The organism is Rhizobium sp. NLR10b, from assembly GCF_019685435.1.
Classification (GTDB): Bacteria; Pseudomonadota; Alphaproteobacteria; order Rhizobiales; family Rhizobiaceae; genus Rhizobium.
In genome coordinates this window covers 458722-473571 of record NZ_JABDWV010000001.1, presented here as the reverse complement: position 1 = coordinate 473571, position 14850 = coordinate 458722, and the positions used below count along the sequence as shown (strand labels likewise).

The following is a 14850-nucleotide window of genomic DNA, read 5'->3' as shown; positions in this document are numbered from 1 at the left end:
TGCCCTGTGTCAACCGATGCAGCTCGCGGAGCGTGTAGGCCATGCGACGCCAGTCGGACCCTGTCTCGGGCGGTCCGCCCTCCATGTATTTCATCACCCCAGACCGCTCGCGAACAGCTGGCCGTCGGTCGTCGGGATTGGCGCTGGAACGTGCATGCTTCACTGTCGAGGTATTGGATCAGCTCAAGCCGCCGTCGGATTAATCACGTTCATATCGATTTCCGTCAATTCCACCCGCCGCTCAAACGCAATCCCCGCCTCGTCGAAGAGATGGCAATCGGCGGCGTTGATGCCGGTCGAAACAGGTGCGTCGGGACGAATGCCGACGCTGCCGGGCAGCATGGCGCAGAAATTTTCCGCCTCGCCGTTGAGCGAGGCGTAAGCGACAGTATTGGCGCCGAGGCGTTCGATGACCGTCGGCGTCACGGTAAAGACGATGTCACCGCCGTTGAGCTGGATGTGCTCCGGCCGGATCCCGAGCGTCAGGGTCTTGCCGACCATGCCGTCGCGCGGCGTCACCGGCAGAACGGCCGTCTGCCCCTTGTAATCCACTTCGACGCCGTTGGCGCTGACACCCTTGCAGGACACCGGCAGGAAATTCATCTTCGGATTGCCGATGAAGCCGGCGACGAACTGGTTGGCGGGCTTGTGATAGAGCTCCAGCGGCGCGCCGGTTTGGGAGATGTTGCCGGCGTCGAGCACGACGATGCGGTCGGCCATGGTCATGGCCTCGACCTGGTCGTGCGTCACATAGATCATCGTCGCCTTCAACGCCCGGTGCAGCTTGGCAAGTTCGATGCGCATGTCGGCGCGCAGCGCCGCGTCGAGGTTGGACAGCGGCTCGTCGAACAGGAAGATCTTCGGTTCGCGCACGATGGCGCGGCCGATCGCCACGCGCTGGCGCTGGCCGCCGGACAGCATGCCGGGCTTTTGCTGCAGCCGCTGGTCGAGGTGCAGGATGCGGGCGGCGTTTTCGACCTTGGCCTTGAGTTTTGCCTCATCCATCTTCTCGACGCGCAGCGGGAAGGCGATGTTCTCGAAGACAGTCATATGCGGATAGAGCGCGTAGGACTGGAACACCATGGCGATGCCGCGCTTGACGGGCGGCAGGTCGTTGACCCTGACGCCGTCGATGATGATGTCGCCTGCCGTCGTCGCGTCGAGACCGGCGATCATCCGCAGCAGCGTGGACTTGCCGCAGCCGGAGGGGCCGACGAAGACGACGAACTCGCCATTCCTCACCTCGAGCTGCACGCCCTTCAGCACTTCATAATCGCCGTAGAACTTCTGAACTTTGTTGAGAAGAAGCTGTCCCAAAAATCTGTCTCCGCCGGCGGTCTTTGTCGCACGTTCGATCATCATTACTGCACAGGCAAGGTGCTGCAGCGTTACGCATCCGATAAGACGCGTGACGCTGCAGGGGAGGGATCGCGGATTGTTGCCTCCACGATCCCAAGGCGCGAAGCAAGCTTACTTGAAGGCTTCGATTTCGCCAGCCGCCTTCTTCAGCGCGGCCTCCGGTTCGGCCTTGCCTGTGACGACCGACTGGATCATCTCGATCATCGAGTTCTGGAAGCCCTTGTAGTCGGTGAAGAGCGGTTCCGGACCACCATAGTCGATGCCTTCGATCAAGGGCTTCCAATAGGGATCCTTGGCGACGAACTCGTCAACCTTCTTCGAGGGCCGCAGCGGGGTGAGGCCGGCGCCGCCCTGCAGCTCGTACTCCGATTGCACATCCGGCGAGGTGATGAACTTGGCGAATTCCGTCGCCTTGTCTTCGACGCCGGAGCCCTTGAAGATCGCCAGGCTGTCGGTGATCAGCAGCGTGCCGGGGCCCTTGGCGTCGGGACCGAGCGGCAGCGTCGTGATTCCCCAGTTGATCTTGGTTTCCTTCAGGCGGGAGGCAGCGCCGGATCCTGCCTGGATCATCGCAACCTTGCCGTCGAGGAAGATGGCGCGGACTTCGTTCTGCTCATAGGCCGTCGGGCCTTCCTCGGAGTAGGGGACGATATCCTTGTAGGCCTTCAGCGCGGCGAGAATCTGCGGGCTGTCGAGCGTGATCTTGCCTTCGGCATCCGTCACCGCGCCGTTGTTGGTGTAAACCCAATGCATGAACTGGTGCATGGTGTTGTCGAAGGTCTTGGCGGAGAGACCGAAGCCCGGAATGCCGGTCTTTTCCTTGATGGTCTTGGCCATCTCGATTTCTTCGGCCCAAGTCTTCGGCGGCTTCTCGGGATCGAGGCCGGCCTGCTTGAAGAGATCCTTGTTCCAGTAGAGCGCCTTGGTGGAGAAGGCGATCGGAACGCCCCACTGGTTGCCTTCGAAGGTCACCGTGTCGACGATGTGCGGATAATAAGCCTTCTTTTCGTCGTCGGTCATCGGCACCGGAACGATGAGGTCGTTCTGGGCGAATTCCTTCAGCGTACGCGAGCCGACATAGGCCATGGCAACAGGCGTGCCGGCGGCGGCGAGCGTCGTTGCCTTGTCCTGGCACTGCGCCCAGCCGACGACTTCAGGCGTGACCTTCCAGCCCGCGTTCTTTTCTTCCCACTGCTTGATGTATTTGGTGTGGACCGGATCGATCGTGTCGCCGCAATAGATCCAGCTGATTTCCTTGTCGGCCGCATGGGCAGTGACCGCGGTCAATGCCGTCGAACCGAGCAGGGCGAGCGCCATAAGGCCTGTCTTGATTGCTATGCTCACGTTGTGACTCCCAATGTGGTTGTTAGCTGTTCACTGATTATTGCTCTTATTGTTTCACCGCACCGGCGGTCAGACCGCCGACGAGGTAACGCTGAAGGAAGAAGATGACGACCATCGCCGGCGCGATGCCGACGAAAGAAGCCGCCATCAGTTCGTTCCAGATGACCTCCTGCTTGCCGAAGTAAGCAAAGAGCCCCACCGGCAAGGGCATGTATTCGCTCTTCGAGTTGAACGTCAGCGCGAAGATGAATTGCTGGGCGTAGGCGCCGATGAAGGTGGTGATGGCGACGACGATGATCCCCGGCATCGCGATGGGCAGGATGACGCGGCGCAGCGTGTAGAAGTGGCTGGCGCCATCCATGAAGGCAGCTTCGTTGAGCTCCTGGGGAATGCGGATCATATAGGTGCGTAGCAGCCAGATCGCCGAGGGGATCAGGAAGGCGACGCCAGGCACGATCATGGCGAGATAGGTGTTGAGCACGCCCATGCTGCGCATCAGCCGGAAGAGTGGGATGAGCAGCACGGCGCCGGAGAACATGTTCACCGTCAGGAAGGCGCCGAGCAGGATGCCCATGCCCTTGAATTCGAACTTGGCGAAGGCATAGGCCGCCGGAATGACGAGGCAGAGCACGATCAGCGTGACGATGATCGAAATGAAGAAGGAGTTGAAGATATAGCGCCCGAAACCCGGCACGCTGATCCACATCGTCCGGTAGGCTTCGAACGAGCCGTTCTCCGGCCAGAAGCGATAGGGCGAAGAGAAAAGCTGGGCAAGCGGCTTCAGCGATACGAGAAAGCCCTCGACGAAGGGCGCCAGCACGAAGAACAGGAACACCGCGATGCCGCAATAGATCAGGATGATTTCCCACCAGCGGTAACGGTCGATCATGGCGGCACTGCTCATGCGCGCTTCTCCGGGTTGAGGCGGCGGGTGACACGGAAATAGGCAAAGCAGAAGAGCGACAGGAAGATGCAGATCAGGACGGCGCGCGCCGCCCCTTCGCCGTATTTCTTCGAGCCGATCGCGGTCTGATAGGTGTCGATGATCATCGTCGTCGTCTCGCCGCTCGGACCGCCCTGCGTCAGGATCCAGATGATGTCGAACGAGTTGAAGGTGGCGATCAGCGACAGCATCGACATGGTGATGATGGCAGGCACCATCAGCGGCAGGGTAATGCGGCGAAAGCGGTACCAGCGGCCGGCGCCATCGGTCCAGGCGGCTTCATAGAGATCCTTCGGAATGGACTGGATCGCCGCCAGGAAATAGATCGTCACCAGCGGCACGCCGATCCACACGTCGGTAACGATCGTCGCCCAGAAGGCGGTGCTGCCATAGGCGAGGAAGGCGACCGGGCCGTCGACGAGGCCGAAGCGCTGCAACAGGCCCGAGATCATCCCGAACTGGCCATTATACATCCAGCCCCACATGAAGATGCCGATCGCCATCGGCACGATCCATGGCGGCATGGTCAAAAGCCGGAACAGCGAGCGGCCCGGCACGGCGGCATTCAGCATGCAGGCGCCGAATGTGCCAATCACCATTTTCAGCGCGACGGAGAAGAAGGTCCAGACGAAGGTTCGGAGAATGACCTCCGCAAATGTGGCGTTGAAGATCTTCTCATAGTTGACCCAGCCGACCCAATTGGTGGTCTTCTTCAGCGACGCATCGGTGAAGGAGAGAATGAAGGTATCGACGAGGGGATAGGCGACGATGGCGAGGACATAAAGAACGGCCGGAAGAAGAAGGATCCAGGCGAAGATGAAGGCGCTTCTTTGAACACTCATCTTGCCGCCTTCCTCAAGCCGCTCTGGCGTGAAGGGCCTCGTCGAAGCGGTCCCACACGGGACGCAGGTCGACGACCGATTTCTTCATCCTCGCTTCGTCCATGGCAAGGGCCAGGATGCCGGCCTCGAGCGCATTCAGCGTCGAAACCGGAAGCTCGAGGCCGGTGCGCACGCTTTCCAGGAGGTCGCTCGCCATCTGTTCGTCGGCGCCGTAATGCTGGGACAGTTCGGTTGCAGCATAAGTGTTTGCGACCACCTTGTTGCCGGTCAGCTGTTCGTGCACGTTGAGATAGCCGCGAACGAAATCGCCTTCGGCCATGCCGCGCGAGCCCATGATGGCGAAGCGGCGGAACTGGTCGGGTACGTTCAGATTGGTATGGAAGTTCATGCCGACGCCATTGGCATATTCGACGATCGCCACCTGATAGTCGATGATATCGGCATCGCTGTCGAACACCTTGTCCGACCCCATCCAGCCACTCGGCTTGCGATGGAAAAGCTCGAGGTCGTTGATGCCCTCGCGCGTCGGATCGTTGGCCGGAATGAAGCTCTTGCGGCCGCCGAAACTGGCGACGCGCTCCGGCCGCGCACCGACGACACCATTGTAAAGGTCGAGGTCGTGGCAGCATTTCTCCAGCATGAAGCTGCCGGAATAGCGCTCATAGCGGCGCCAGTCGCGCATGAAGAAGGCGCCGTGATAGGGCTCGATATGTTCGGAAGCCTCGATCGACACGATCTGGCCGAGCTTGCCCTCGGCCTGGATGGCGCGCAGATCCTTATAAAGAGGCGAATAACGCAGCACGAGACCGACCATCAGCCGCTCGTGGCCGAACTTCGCCAGGAGATGGGCAAGCTCGATGCTCTCGGCGATGGTCGTGACGATCGGCTTTTCGCAGAACACCTTGAGGCCGGACTGGAGCCCGAGCCGGATGTGGTCGAGATGCAGGTGATTGGGGGAACCGATCATCAGCAGATCGAGCTTTTCCGAGGCGAGCAGCTCTTCCGGCGTACCATAGGCCTTGCCGGCGGAAATACCCTTTTCCGTCAAGCCGGGAAGGCCGGCGGGATCCGGATCCACGTAGCCGACGATGTCGAAGCTGCTATCGATCGCCTTGAAGACGTAGCCGAGGTAGCCGAGCCGGAATCCGAGCCCGATGATGCCCACTTTCATGCCGATCAAGTTCCCAACTAAGTAATTTATTTTCTTTAAGTTGAGACAAAAATTGGAGGGCGTCAATAGAAAACGGGCCTCACGCCACGGCCATGAAATTAATTTTCATAAACCGGCAGGCGGCTTTCGATTTTCATGCGGTCGACGACCGGATGCGGAAGCGCCGAATGGTTGCAACTGACGCCAATTTCGCCGGCAAGCTCACGCAGAACTCGCGAAATGTTGAAAAGTCGAGCACGCTGGCCTGTGTAGGATGGATGGGAACCGGAGGCCAGGAGGAGCCATCATGACCCGCATGACAGCCAAGGATTTCCCACAGGAACTGCTCGAACTCTATGATTACTACGCGCATGGGAGGATCACCAAGCGCGAGTTTCTCGACCGCGCCGGCAAATTCGCCGTCGGCGGCGTGACCGCGGCCGCCATCCTGGCGTCGCTGAGCCCGAATTATGCGTTGGCGACCCAGGTCGAGGCCACCGATCCGGATATCGCCGCCGAATACATCACCTACCCCTCGCCGAAAGGAAATGGCGATGTGCGCGGCTATCTCGTCCGCCCCAAAAACGCCACCGGCAAGGTCGCCGCCGTCGTGGTCGTGCACGAGAACCGGGGCCTCAACCCCTATATCGAGGATGTGGCGCGGCGCGTGGCGAAGGCCGGCTTCATCGCGCTGGCGCCCGACGGCCTCACTTCGGTCGGCGGTTATCCCGGCAATGACGAAAAGGGGCGGGAGCTCCAGCAGAAAGTCGATCCGGAAAAGCTGATGAACGACTTCTTCGCGGCGGTCGAGTTCCTGATGAAGGGTGACCTCACCACCGGCAAGGTCGGCATAACAGGCTTCTGCTACGGCGGCGGCGTGGCCAATGCCGCGGCGGTCGCCTATCCCGAACTGGCCGCAGCCGTGCCGTTCTACGGCCGGCAGCCGCGCGCCGAAGACGTGCCGAAGATCAAGGCGCCGCTGCTGCTCCACTATGCCGGGCTGGACACGGGCGTCAACGAAGGCTGGCCGGCCTATGAAGCGGCGCTGAAAGCCGCGGGAAAAACCTATGAGGCCTATATCTACCCCGACGTCAATCACGGCTTCCACAATGATACCACGCCGCGCTACGACGAGGCGGCGGCCAAGCTGGCCTGGCAGCGGACGGTCGACTGGTTTACCAAATACCTCGCTTGAGAATGCAGCGGCTTGGTGATCCGGCGGCGGGGAGGCGTTCCCGCCGGACGCCGGGGTTATTTCGGAGCGCCGGCCCTGCGCCGTCCCCGGCTGACCATCATTCCGCCGATGATGAGAACAATCCCGCCGGCATTCGCCCAGAAGGAGGCCGGCACGGCGCTGAGATAATCAAACGCCACCCCCGTGACCATCTGCCCGCCGATGATCAGCAGAGCCGAGTTGACTGCGCCGATCCGCGCAATCGCCCAACTGCCGGCCGCCACGAAGACAACGCCGAGCGGACCACCGAGATAGGCATACCAGGGCGCCTCGGCAGCCCCCGCAGGAAGCAGGCCGCCGACGACGACACCGAGGCAGGTGAGGACGGCAAAGCCTATCGCGTGATTCCAGAAGGATGCGATCAGCGGCGTCGTCGAGATGCTCAGCCGCCCATTAAGCTGACGGCTGAGGCCGACGAGCACGCCGCCGAGGCAAGCGAGGAGAATGAAGAGCGTCATGCCGCGCCTCGCCCGAACAGGATGATCAGCGCCGCTCCCGCAACGACCAAGCCGAGCGCAACGATGTCGCAGGTATCGGGATGCCGCTTTTGCAGGCCGAACAGCCCCCAGCTGTCGGCCGCGACGCTGAAGACGACCTGGCCTGCCAGGCCGAGAGCCAAGGTGCCGGAGAGCCCGAGCGGTGAGTTGACCGCGGTCGAGGTCAGCATGACCGTTGCCGCGCCGGAAATGCCGCCGAAATAGGCCCATAAGGGCGCCTTCAAGATCTTTTCCTGCCTTGGCATTCGCCGCCGGTGAACCAGCAGGAGAAGAATGACGGCGGCGATGATGCCGGTGCCGTGAGCGGTCCAGGAAGAAAAAAGCGGATTTCCGTACCGTGCCAGCTCGCCATTGAGATGCACCATGAACGTCAGGAGCCCACCCGTGGCAAAAGCGCCGGCAAAGTAGATCGGATGCGGATTTCGTGCGGCGTCGATGGTCATTGGAGATCCCGTATGCGAATCGATTGCGGCGGATGTTTTTCAAATTGCCACTAAGGCCATTCATCGGCATCCTCGGCAAGACGTGTCGTCATAGCCTGACAGGCATGGAGGACGCGATGCTGCTCAAAGGCGAACGGACATTCCTGGTGCGGGATGCTGGCGGTTTTGTCGCGCACATCAATATGCCGGGATGGTTGAAGCCGAAGCCGACGGACCACGGCCATGGCCCTCTCGCCATGGTCGTCGAATCCATTCTCGACCCTGGCCGGCTGATCGCGATGCACGAGCACAGAAACGACGAGATCGTCTCCTGGGTGCCTGATGGCGTGATGCGTCACCAGAACCGAGCCACAGGCTGGCTGCTGATCGACCGCCATCATCTGATGGTGATGAATGCCGGGAAAGGCTTCTGGCACTCCGAGGAGACGCTGGTGACCGATCCGCCGCTGCGAATGGTGCAGATCCTCATTCGTCCGCGTGCGGTCGATCTGCAGCCCAAAATTCAATACGGCCCGATCCCCACGGTCGCGGCGAATGTCTGGCGACACCTGGTCGGCCCGGAAGGGGAGGGCGCGCCGTTTTATGTCCGCAGCGCTGTCGACATCTTCGACATCCGGCTGGAAGCGGGTGCGCGGTCGGAATTCCCGCGCAAGCAGGGCAGGGATCTCTACTTCTATGTCTTCCATGGCTCGATCACCGTTGATGGTCAGACCTTCATGGACGGCGAGCAGGGACTGCATCTGTCGGATGCCCGCCTCGACCTCGAGGCCAAGGATCCAGCCACGCTGATCGCGTTTCTCCTCTACGCAAACGCACCGGTCGCCAAGCAGGGGACCGTCGGCGACCACGAGAAGATACCGTCGGCCCTCGTCATCAGGGCGCTTCTGAAATGGAGGAAATTTCGGCAGATGTGGCGACGGTCCTCGTTAGGCGCGCTTCTGCGGCAACGGTGATTACCGCAAGTCGCTTCCGCTTTCGGCAATTGTGCGGTAGCCTGTCCGTTCGTTCACATCCAGCGGAGATTTTCGCTGGGAGCCCAGAGATGCCGAGGACGGGCGAAATTGCGATCGCCAGAGCTTCGGAACAGTGTCCGTCAGCCGTGATCCGGCTAAATGCGATTGTGAACGGAACAAGCATGCCTGCAATTGGGTTTCGAACCTTAGCGTTTAAAAGGAGGAGCATCATGCCTACGGTTGCCGCGACGCCCATCACTCCGCCCGATCAGCACGTTGTCACCGCACGCGAAGCCATCGAGCCGCTTTATGAGAAGCTCGAACTTCAAACGGAATCGCTGGTTCTTTCTGCAGCGCTCGAAGCAGGATGGTCTCCGGACGAGGCAACGGAAGCGCTGGCGGCGCTCAGACTGCAGGACGCGCTGTCCATCCTCGACGAACGATCCGGGCAATAAGTTGAAGAAGCGCGACAACCTCTCTCACGAGCCGGGCTACAACGTGCGCGTTCGCCCGAATGACCGCAACAGCAGATTAAGAGAGACGGCAACCTTGTCGATGTCGCGAACGTCCCGCGAATATCGACCGGTGTAGAGTTTTACAATCATGCTGTCGCGAGCAGAGCCGCTGAGTTCAAAATACAAGTGCAGGTAATAGGCTTGCTTGTCGCCGCCGCGACTTACGCTCCTTCGTCGTTGGGTGATCTGTCCGAGCTCCGCTTTGATCGGGGCGAAGCCAGAGAGTTTCAGCATCGCCGATTTGGATTGAAATCGGGCCATGTCCGGGACTGCAACGACCGCCTTGTCGAGTGCGAGACTGACGACTTGGCCGGGGACATCGTTGACGATGGCGGGTTCATCGAGCTTGAACGCATGAAACAGGCGCCGGGGTTTCTCAAAGCAGATGAGTGACGCAATCAGCAGGACGACAATATTGATCCCTGACCACCATGCCGCGACCGGCGAAAACTGGCCTTGTACATGCGACGTTTCCGGTACGATGTTGACCAGCAGACCAACCACGGTGATCGTGATCATGCTTGCGATCCAGGCGAAGCTGTAGCGGTCGAACTGGTTCGCCTCGTTGCCACTGCCCTTTGGCGTCACCCTGAAAGGCTTGCCAAATGGTCTCACCAGGCTGGAGACCACGGTCGGCAACATGCGGAATGTCGCAAAGGTACCGACGGCGCTGGAAACCACAGGCAGATAGCGCGTCGGCGTGATCCACAGCATGAGTAGAAAATACGCCGCCAGCAGCGGCACCTGATGAGATACATAATCGGCCATATCCGTGAAATAGAGCGGAAGCAGGCCGAACCAGAGATAGACGATGGGGACAAGCAATATAGTGAAGCGGACCAGATACTGCACCAGCCATGATGCCGGCAGGAACATGATCCGTTGAAAGAGCGTCAATCCCGGGCCGCGCAGCGGGCCATTATACAAGTACAGGGTTTGAATACCCCCCTGGCACCATCGTTCGCGCTGCACGAAATAACCGGTCAGGTTTTCGGCGGCCAGTCCCATCGATAGCCGCTCGTTCAGGTAGCGCGTCTTGTAGCCTTTGTTGAGCATCGAAAGAGTTGTCAGCAGGTCTTCTGTGATCGACTCCGTCGGAAAACCGCCGATTGCATCGACGGCCTGGCGGCGGGCAATCGAGCATGACCCGCAGCAGAAACTGACGTTCCAGGCATCTCGGCTGGGCGCGATCTCGTCAAAGAACAAACGCTGCTCGTCCGGCCAGATATTCTCCAGGCCCAGGTTTGATTGCACCGGATCGACATTGAAGAAATGTTGAGGTGTCTGGACGATACCGATGCTTTCGTCGGAAAAGAAGGGCAGGGTCCGGCGAAGGAAGTGTCGATAGGGAACAAAATCGGCATCGAAAATCGCAATAAACTCGCCCGAGCTGACCTTCAGCCCATTGTTCATATTGCCGGCTTTGGCATGGCTGTTGTCGCCGCGCGTGACGTGGATGACGTTCTTTTCTTCGCAATAGGTCTTCAGCCAATCCCGGCGTTGATCGTCAAGCACATACACATTCAATTTGTCCGCAGGATAATCCAGCGAGCGGGCGCCGATGATGGTTCGCTCGAGAACATCGAGCGGCTCGTTATAGGTGGGAATGAAAACATCGACTGTCGGCAGCTCACGCTTGTCGCGCGCAAAGAAAACACGACCCAACCTGTCGGTTTCCGCGCTCCGGTCGACATAGCGGCTCATCAATACCAGAAAAAGGATGACTTCGACGCAGGCGAGAACCTCGACGACAAAGAGGATCCAGACCCAGTAGAAACTCGCACCGTCGTTCGGATAGGGAAGCACCGTCTCGGTCAAGCGCCAGTACATGTATCGCAAGGCGAATGCTGCGACGAACGCGCAGGTCACCGCCCGTGTCCAGGTGTGATGCCGCGACCAATTGAACGGCCCCAGAAAGAAGAAGGCCATAACGAGAAAGGTCGGAACCAGCGCTAGAAGATACTGAACCACAGGCTTTTGACCCAGTTGGATACGTCGATGCCGTGCTTGGAAAACCGTACCTGCACTGTGCGCCCCACCTGGCAGGAGTTCGCAAAATCGTCGTTCATGAAAGATGGATCAAGGCGAACGCGAATGCGGGCATTACGCTCGGTCGACGGCGGTAAACTGGCGGCAAAGGAATCGGCCTCGACCGAAGCCGAACTGCCTCTGGCAGAAATGACGGTGCCTTGGAAGACATCGCTGCGGCCGAACAAGCGCACCTGCGCAACAAGCCCCGGATAGATCTCGTCATAATTGACCTCGGGAACAAGGATATCCACAAACAGCTCTCGACAGTCGAGGAGGCGCATCAACTCGTCGTTCAGCACCACGTTGGAACCGTCGACGATGCTCCTGGTCCAAATAACGCCGTCGAACGGCGCTATTGCGGTCGCGGATTCAAGGCTGCTGACGCGATCTGCCTCTTTGACCAGCTGCTTTTGAACTTCGGTGGCTCGTGTCTCATTTTCCGCGATGCGTGAGTTCAAGTCGTTGATGCGAACGACAACCTCGTCTTCACGCTGTCGCGAATAAGGCACGTCATTCTGTCCGTCGCCGAAGACAAAGATACCCTGGCGGACCGCATTGAGCCTTTGTTCCAATTGATCGACAGTCAAATTGCTGATTTCGACCTCGCCGCCAGTCGCAGCTCCGGCGGCCCGCGCGACCTCAACCAGCTTCTGCGTCAGAATGCCTTTTGACTCGAGCTCCATCCGGCGATTCAGGTCGACCTGCGCGACCAGATCCTGAGCTTGCGACACTTCGACTTTTTTCCGCAGGATTTCGACTTCGCGCTCGAGATTGGCAATGGTGGTCTGCCTGTAGATTTCCAATCTGGCAGACAATTCCTCGCGAAGTGCGGAGAGCTCCTCCCGCTCCTTTTTAAGTGCCGCGACGCGGTCGAGTGCCGTGTTGCGATCTGCCTCGAGCGAAGCGAGGATTGCACGATTGACGCGTGTATTTCGGATTTCTGCGAGGGGTTGCCCCGCCTTGACCGGGCTGCCGACCTTGAGGGGTTCTTCCGCAATCGTGCCGTCGATTGGGGCATTGACGACAGCAAACCGGGCATTGACTGTGCCATCAAGGCTCGTAAAGCCGGTAATCGTCGGCAATGACAGGACGGTCACGAGTGCCAGCAGCAACAGGCCGACGACGATGCGTGTGATGCGATGGTTCCAGATCATATTGTCATCCGAAGGTATCGCTCTGCAGCCATCCGTCGCTAGGGGACCCGGCACAAACGGATGCAACTCATTATTGCATAAATTAGCGCATTGAGAATTAGTAGACAAGTGATGGTCGTAACCTGCGACAGAAACAATTCGGCTTTGGAGCAAATGCCGCCGACGGAGGCGTGGGCATATCGATGCGGTGGTCAACCATCCCGGCGCGGCGAACTGACGTGGTGGGGTATGGGTGATGAAAATCGCTGCGCCGCGCCTGTAATGCCGCCATCTCATTGAGACAGAAACAGCCTAATTCCACGCGATCAAAGAGCGGTTCAGCTTTTCACGGAAGCACAGAACCGCTCTACTCTTTTGTGTTTACGCAATTCCGGACCCTGTCATTTCCTGGAACTGCTTTAATTCGGTCGAAGCTTTTTGGTCGCGATCAGCATGACAAGATCTTCCGAGGCGTCTGCGAGCGTCAATGCCAACTCCGCAGCCGACCATCCACGTTTCTGCAAACTGACGAGCATTTCCACCATTGCGACTTCGACTTCTCGTCTGCAGCTCGAAATCGGCTTCAATTGGATTACGTTCTCATCGCATGCGGTAGTCATCTTAGCCTCCTCTGCCACATGAAGGGCAGCGTCAAAGAAATTCGACAACGGGTGGATATGATAGGGGTTGCGTGCAAGCCTCGAGCCTTTACGCATCGACACAGATGGCCTCGGTTGCGCGCAACCCCTCGCGCGCCATTATTTGCCGATGTCCGGCCTCAGGAGCGTCTCGCATGAATCGGCACGATGGGCGGTAGAATCTCTCCTGGCGCACCCTCAGGATGATTCCTGTTGCAAGCCAAGGCTTGCGCAAATCGCACACGACTATTTCCCCGATGGTTCACGACCTATCCTCCCATGTTCGCATCTTTTGTTTTGAATAAGTGTCTTTTTACGTTGACGGCGCTTCGACACTACATTGCACCGGCAGTTGAGTATTTTGGAAATTTCCGAACGTCCTTCGGAATTAACCATTGCTTATTTAGATATATGAACGGGACGCAATTGTCGTTATCGCCGCATCCAGAAAATTATCGGTCCGTCCATTTCTGCTCGCGGATGAATATGATAAGTAGCTTATGCACGTAGAGCTTTAGTCAATTCGTTTTTGTCGGATGGCTGCGCGGTTCAGCCCCGAAAACGATTGTTTGCTTCAGTTTGAACAGCCCGGATTGGCTCTTGCGCTGGAGGAATTGGATGGTTACGGAATCGGGAGATGACCCGGCTGCGGGACAGGAATGGCCGGCGCACCTGGAGCGGCGGCGCTGGCCGCGCGAACCGTCTTCCCAGAAAGAACATCGGGCGGACGTTCCACCGGCGCTGGCGCCCCTGCGATTTTCAACGCACGAACTGCCACCGAAAGAACAGTTCCAGGCTTGGCGATCACATGTGGCGCCCCTTATGAATGTTCATCTGCCGGACGAAAAATCGGAGGGCGACGGTTTCCTTGCGGAACAGACCGGCTGGCATCTCGGCGACATCCTCATCGTTCAGCAGCGCGCGCAGGCGTGCAGCTATATTCGCGATCAGGCGATGCTGCGATCGAGCCCAATCGATCACTGGAACCTCGGCGTGCTGCGCAGCGGCCGGGCCTGGACCGAGGCCGATCGGCATGTAACCGAGACCGGCCCGGGTGAGATATTTTTCAGGTCTCTTGGTTATCCGTACCGCGGGCGGATGACCGATTCAGTCGCTGTGCTCGTCTTCCTGCCCTATGAACTGTTGACCCGTGATGCCAGCCTTCTGCAGAACGCCAACAACACCGCCTTCTCCGGTAGCCTGGCTGAATTGCTGGTCAGCTATATCAACGGCCTGGAAGCGAATCTGAGCAGCTTGACGGTGGAGGAGGTGCCGCGGATCGTACGGACGATCGGCGATATGGTCGTTGCATGCGCCGCATCCTCCACCAGTTCGGACCGCGGTCACGAACAGACCAACATGGGGCTGATGGAGCGGGCGCATCGCTATATTCACCTCAATCTTCATTCAGATAGCTTGACGCCTGAGGTCATGTGCCGTGCGCTGGGGATCTCGCGGACGCGGCTCTACCAATTGTTCGAAACGAGCGGGGGCGTCTTCAACTACATTCGCAAACGTCGGTTGCTGCAGGCCTATGCGGAGCTTACCAACCCGACCGACACCAGGCCAATCTCGGAGATTGCCGAGACCGCCGGCTTCGACGTTGCAGCCAATTTCACCCGCGCGTTCAGCCATGAATTCGGGCTCAGCCCGCGTGAAGTCCGAAAGACCATAGCAACCGAGCACCCGGCCGTTCCAACAACACGCTCCATGCGACGTGTCGGGACAACGATCGGCGACTGGCTGACGCTCTGATGTGGGAAGGCAC

Annotated in this window: 14 protein-coding genes and 1 pseudogene; 4 read left to right on the top strand and 11 right to left on the bottom strand. The window is 59.2% G+C overall.

What is annotated here, in order from left to right; all coding sequences use genetic code 11:
• Window position 1: 1 nt before the first annotated feature.
• The 6 genes and pseudogenes from HJB91_RS02210 to HJB91_RS02185 form a co-directional block, all read right to left on the bottom strand.
• Window positions 2–185 (bottom strand): annotated as a pseudogene (locus tag HJB91_RS02210) (aminoglycoside phosphotransferase); the annotation flags it as partial.
• Window positions 184–1317, bottom strand: a complete 1134-nt coding sequence (locus HJB91_RS02205) for an ABC transporter ATP-binding protein (protein WP_210632391.1) — start codon at window positions 1315–1317, stop codon at window positions 184–186. The pseudogene HJB91_RS02210 and the gene HJB91_RS02205, both read right to left, overlap by 2 nt.
• A 153-nt stretch (window positions 1318–1470) precedes the next feature.
• Window positions 1471–2676, bottom strand: a complete 1206-nt coding sequence (locus tag HJB91_RS02200; protein ID WP_221145228.1) for an ABC transporter substrate-binding protein — start codon at window positions 2674–2676, stop codon at window positions 1471–1473.
• 73 nt (window positions 2677–2749) lie between these two features.
• Window positions 2750–3607: a carbohydrate ABC transporter permease gene (locus tag HJB91_RS02195; protein WP_004672438.1), complete on the bottom strand. Its 858-nt coding sequence runs from the start codon at window positions 3605–3607 to the stop codon at window positions 2750–2752.
• Window positions 3604–4488 (bottom strand): carbohydrate ABC transporter permease, encoded by an 885-nt coding sequence (locus tag HJB91_RS02190; protein ID WP_097601388.1) that lies wholly within the window; start codon window positions 4486–4488, stop codon window positions 3604–3606. The genes HJB91_RS02195 and HJB91_RS02190 overlap by 4 nt, the downstream gene beginning before the upstream one ends.
• A 13-nt stretch (window positions 4489–4501) precedes the next feature.
• Window positions 4502–5659 carry a Gfo/Idh/MocA family protein gene (locus HJB91_RS02185; RefSeq protein ID WP_210632390.1) on the bottom strand — a complete coding sequence of 386 codons (1158 nt, stop codon included), beginning with the start codon at window positions 5657–5659 and terminating at the stop codon, window positions 4502–4504.
• Window positions 5660–5945: 286 nt separating this feature from the next.
• On the opposite strand from HJB91_RS02185, the gene yghX reads away from it, so the two are divergent.
• Entirely contained in the window at window positions 5946–6833 is an 888-nt protein-coding gene (gene yghX, locus HJB91_RS02180; RefSeq protein ID WP_210632389.1) for a YghX family hydrolase, read from the top strand.
• 56 nt (window positions 6834–6889) lie between these two features.
• Here yghX and HJB91_RS02175 read toward each other — a convergent pair whose 3' ends face one another.
• Both HJB91_RS02175 and HJB91_RS02170 read right to left on the bottom strand, forming a co-directional pair.
• On the bottom strand, window positions 6890–7330 hold the full coding sequence (locus HJB91_RS02175) for a DMT family transporter (protein ID WP_210632388.1): 441 nt from the start codon (window positions 7328–7330) through the stop codon (window positions 6890–6892).
• A complete protein-coding gene (locus HJB91_RS02170) occupies window positions 7327–7812 on the bottom strand; it encodes a DMT family transporter (RefSeq protein ID WP_221153386.1) in 486 nt (161 codons plus the stop codon). Before HJB91_RS02170 ends, HJB91_RS02175 begins: the two co-directional genes overlap by 4 nt.
• Window positions 7813–7928: 116 nt before the next feature.
• Between HJB91_RS02170 and HJB91_RS02165 the strand changes: the two genes are divergently transcribed.
• Together HJB91_RS02165 and HJB91_RS02160 are read left to right on the top strand one after the other, a co-directional pair.
• On the top strand, window positions 7929–8765 hold the full coding sequence (locus tag HJB91_RS02165) for a pirin family protein (RefSeq protein WP_210632386.1): 837 nt from the start codon (window positions 7929–7931) through the stop codon (window positions 8763–8765).
• Window positions 8766–8995: 230 nt separating this feature from the next.
• Window positions 8996–9220 (top strand): hypothetical protein, encoded by a 225-nt coding sequence (locus tag HJB91_RS02160; RefSeq protein ID WP_064695708.1) that lies wholly within the window; start codon window positions 8996–8998, stop codon window positions 9218–9220.
• A gap of 36 nt (window positions 9221–9256) precedes the next feature.
• On the opposite strand, the gene HJB91_RS02155 is transcribed toward HJB91_RS02160, so the two are convergent.
• From HJB91_RS02155 to HJB91_RS31085, 3 genes are all read right to left on the bottom strand, one after another.
• Window positions 9257–11251 carry a glycosyltransferase gene (locus HJB91_RS02155; protein ID WP_221153385.1) on the bottom strand — a complete coding sequence of 665 codons (1995 nt, stop codon included), beginning with the start codon at window positions 11249–11251 and terminating at the stop codon, window positions 9257–9259.
• A complete protein-coding gene (locus HJB91_RS02150; protein WP_210632384.1) occupies window positions 11233–12465 on the bottom strand; it encodes an HlyD family secretion protein in 1233 nt (410 codons plus the stop codon). The genes HJB91_RS02155 and HJB91_RS02150 overlap by 19 nt, the downstream gene beginning before the upstream one ends.
• A gap of 398 nt (window positions 12466–12863) precedes the next feature.
• Window positions 12864–13064, bottom strand: a complete 201-nt coding sequence (locus HJB91_RS31085) for a hypothetical protein (protein ID WP_184458619.1) — start codon at window positions 13062–13064, stop codon at window positions 12864–12866.
• A 636-nt stretch (window positions 13065–13700) separates the two neighbouring features.
• Here HJB91_RS31085 and HJB91_RS02145 point away from each other — a divergent pair.
• Window positions 13701–14837 carry an AraC family transcriptional regulator gene (locus tag HJB91_RS02145; protein WP_221153384.1) on the top strand — a complete coding sequence of 379 codons (1137 nt, stop codon included), beginning with the start codon at window positions 13701–13703 and terminating at the stop codon, window positions 14835–14837.
• Window positions 14838–14850 lie beyond the last annotated feature (13 nt).

Coding starts and splice junctions, on each gene's coding strand:
- HJB91_RS02200 (WP_221145228.1), bottom strand. CDS start 2,676: ATGGCGCTCGCCCTGCTCGGTTCGACGGCATTGACCGCGGTCACTGCC.
- HJB91_RS02195 (WP_004672438.1), bottom strand. CDS start 3,607: ATGAGCAGTGCCGCCATGATCGACCGTTACCGCTGGTGGGAAATCATC.
- HJB91_RS02190 (WP_097601388.1), bottom strand. CDS start 4,488: ATGAGTGTTCAAAGAAGCGCCTTCATCTTCGCCTGGATCCTTCTTCTT.
- HJB91_RS02185 (WP_210632390.1), bottom strand. CDS start 5,659: ATGAAAGTGGGCATCATCGGGCTCGGATTCCGGCTCGGCTACCTCGGC.
- yghX (WP_210632389.1), top strand. CDS start 5,946: ATGACCCGCATGACAGCCAAGGATTTCCCACAGGAACTGCTCGAACTC.
- HJB91_RS02175 (WP_210632388.1), bottom strand. CDS start 7,330: ATGACGCTCTTCATTCTCCTCGCTTGCCTCGGCGGCGTGCTCGTCGGC.
- HJB91_RS02170 (WP_221153386.1), bottom strand. CDS start 7,812: ATGACCATCGACGCCGCACGAAATCCGCATCCGATCTACTTTGCCGGC.
- HJB91_RS02165 (WP_210632386.1), top strand. CDS start 7,929: ATGCTGCTCAAAGGCGAACGGACATTCCTGGTGCGGGATGCTGGCGGT.
- HJB91_RS02160 (WP_064695708.1), top strand. CDS start 8,996: ATGCCTACGGTTGCCGCGACGCCCATCACTCCGCCCGATCAGCACGTT.
- HJB91_RS02150 (WP_210632384.1), bottom strand. CDS start 12,465: ATGATCTGGAACCATCGCATCACACGCATCGTCGTCGGCCTGTTGCTG.
- HJB91_RS31085 (WP_184458619.1), bottom strand. CDS start 13,064: ATGACTACCGCATGCGATGAGAACGTAATCCAATTGAAGCCGATTTCG.
- HJB91_RS02145 (WP_221153384.1), top strand. CDS start 13,701: ATGGTTACGGAATCGGGAGATGACCCGGCTGCGGGACAGGAATGGCCG.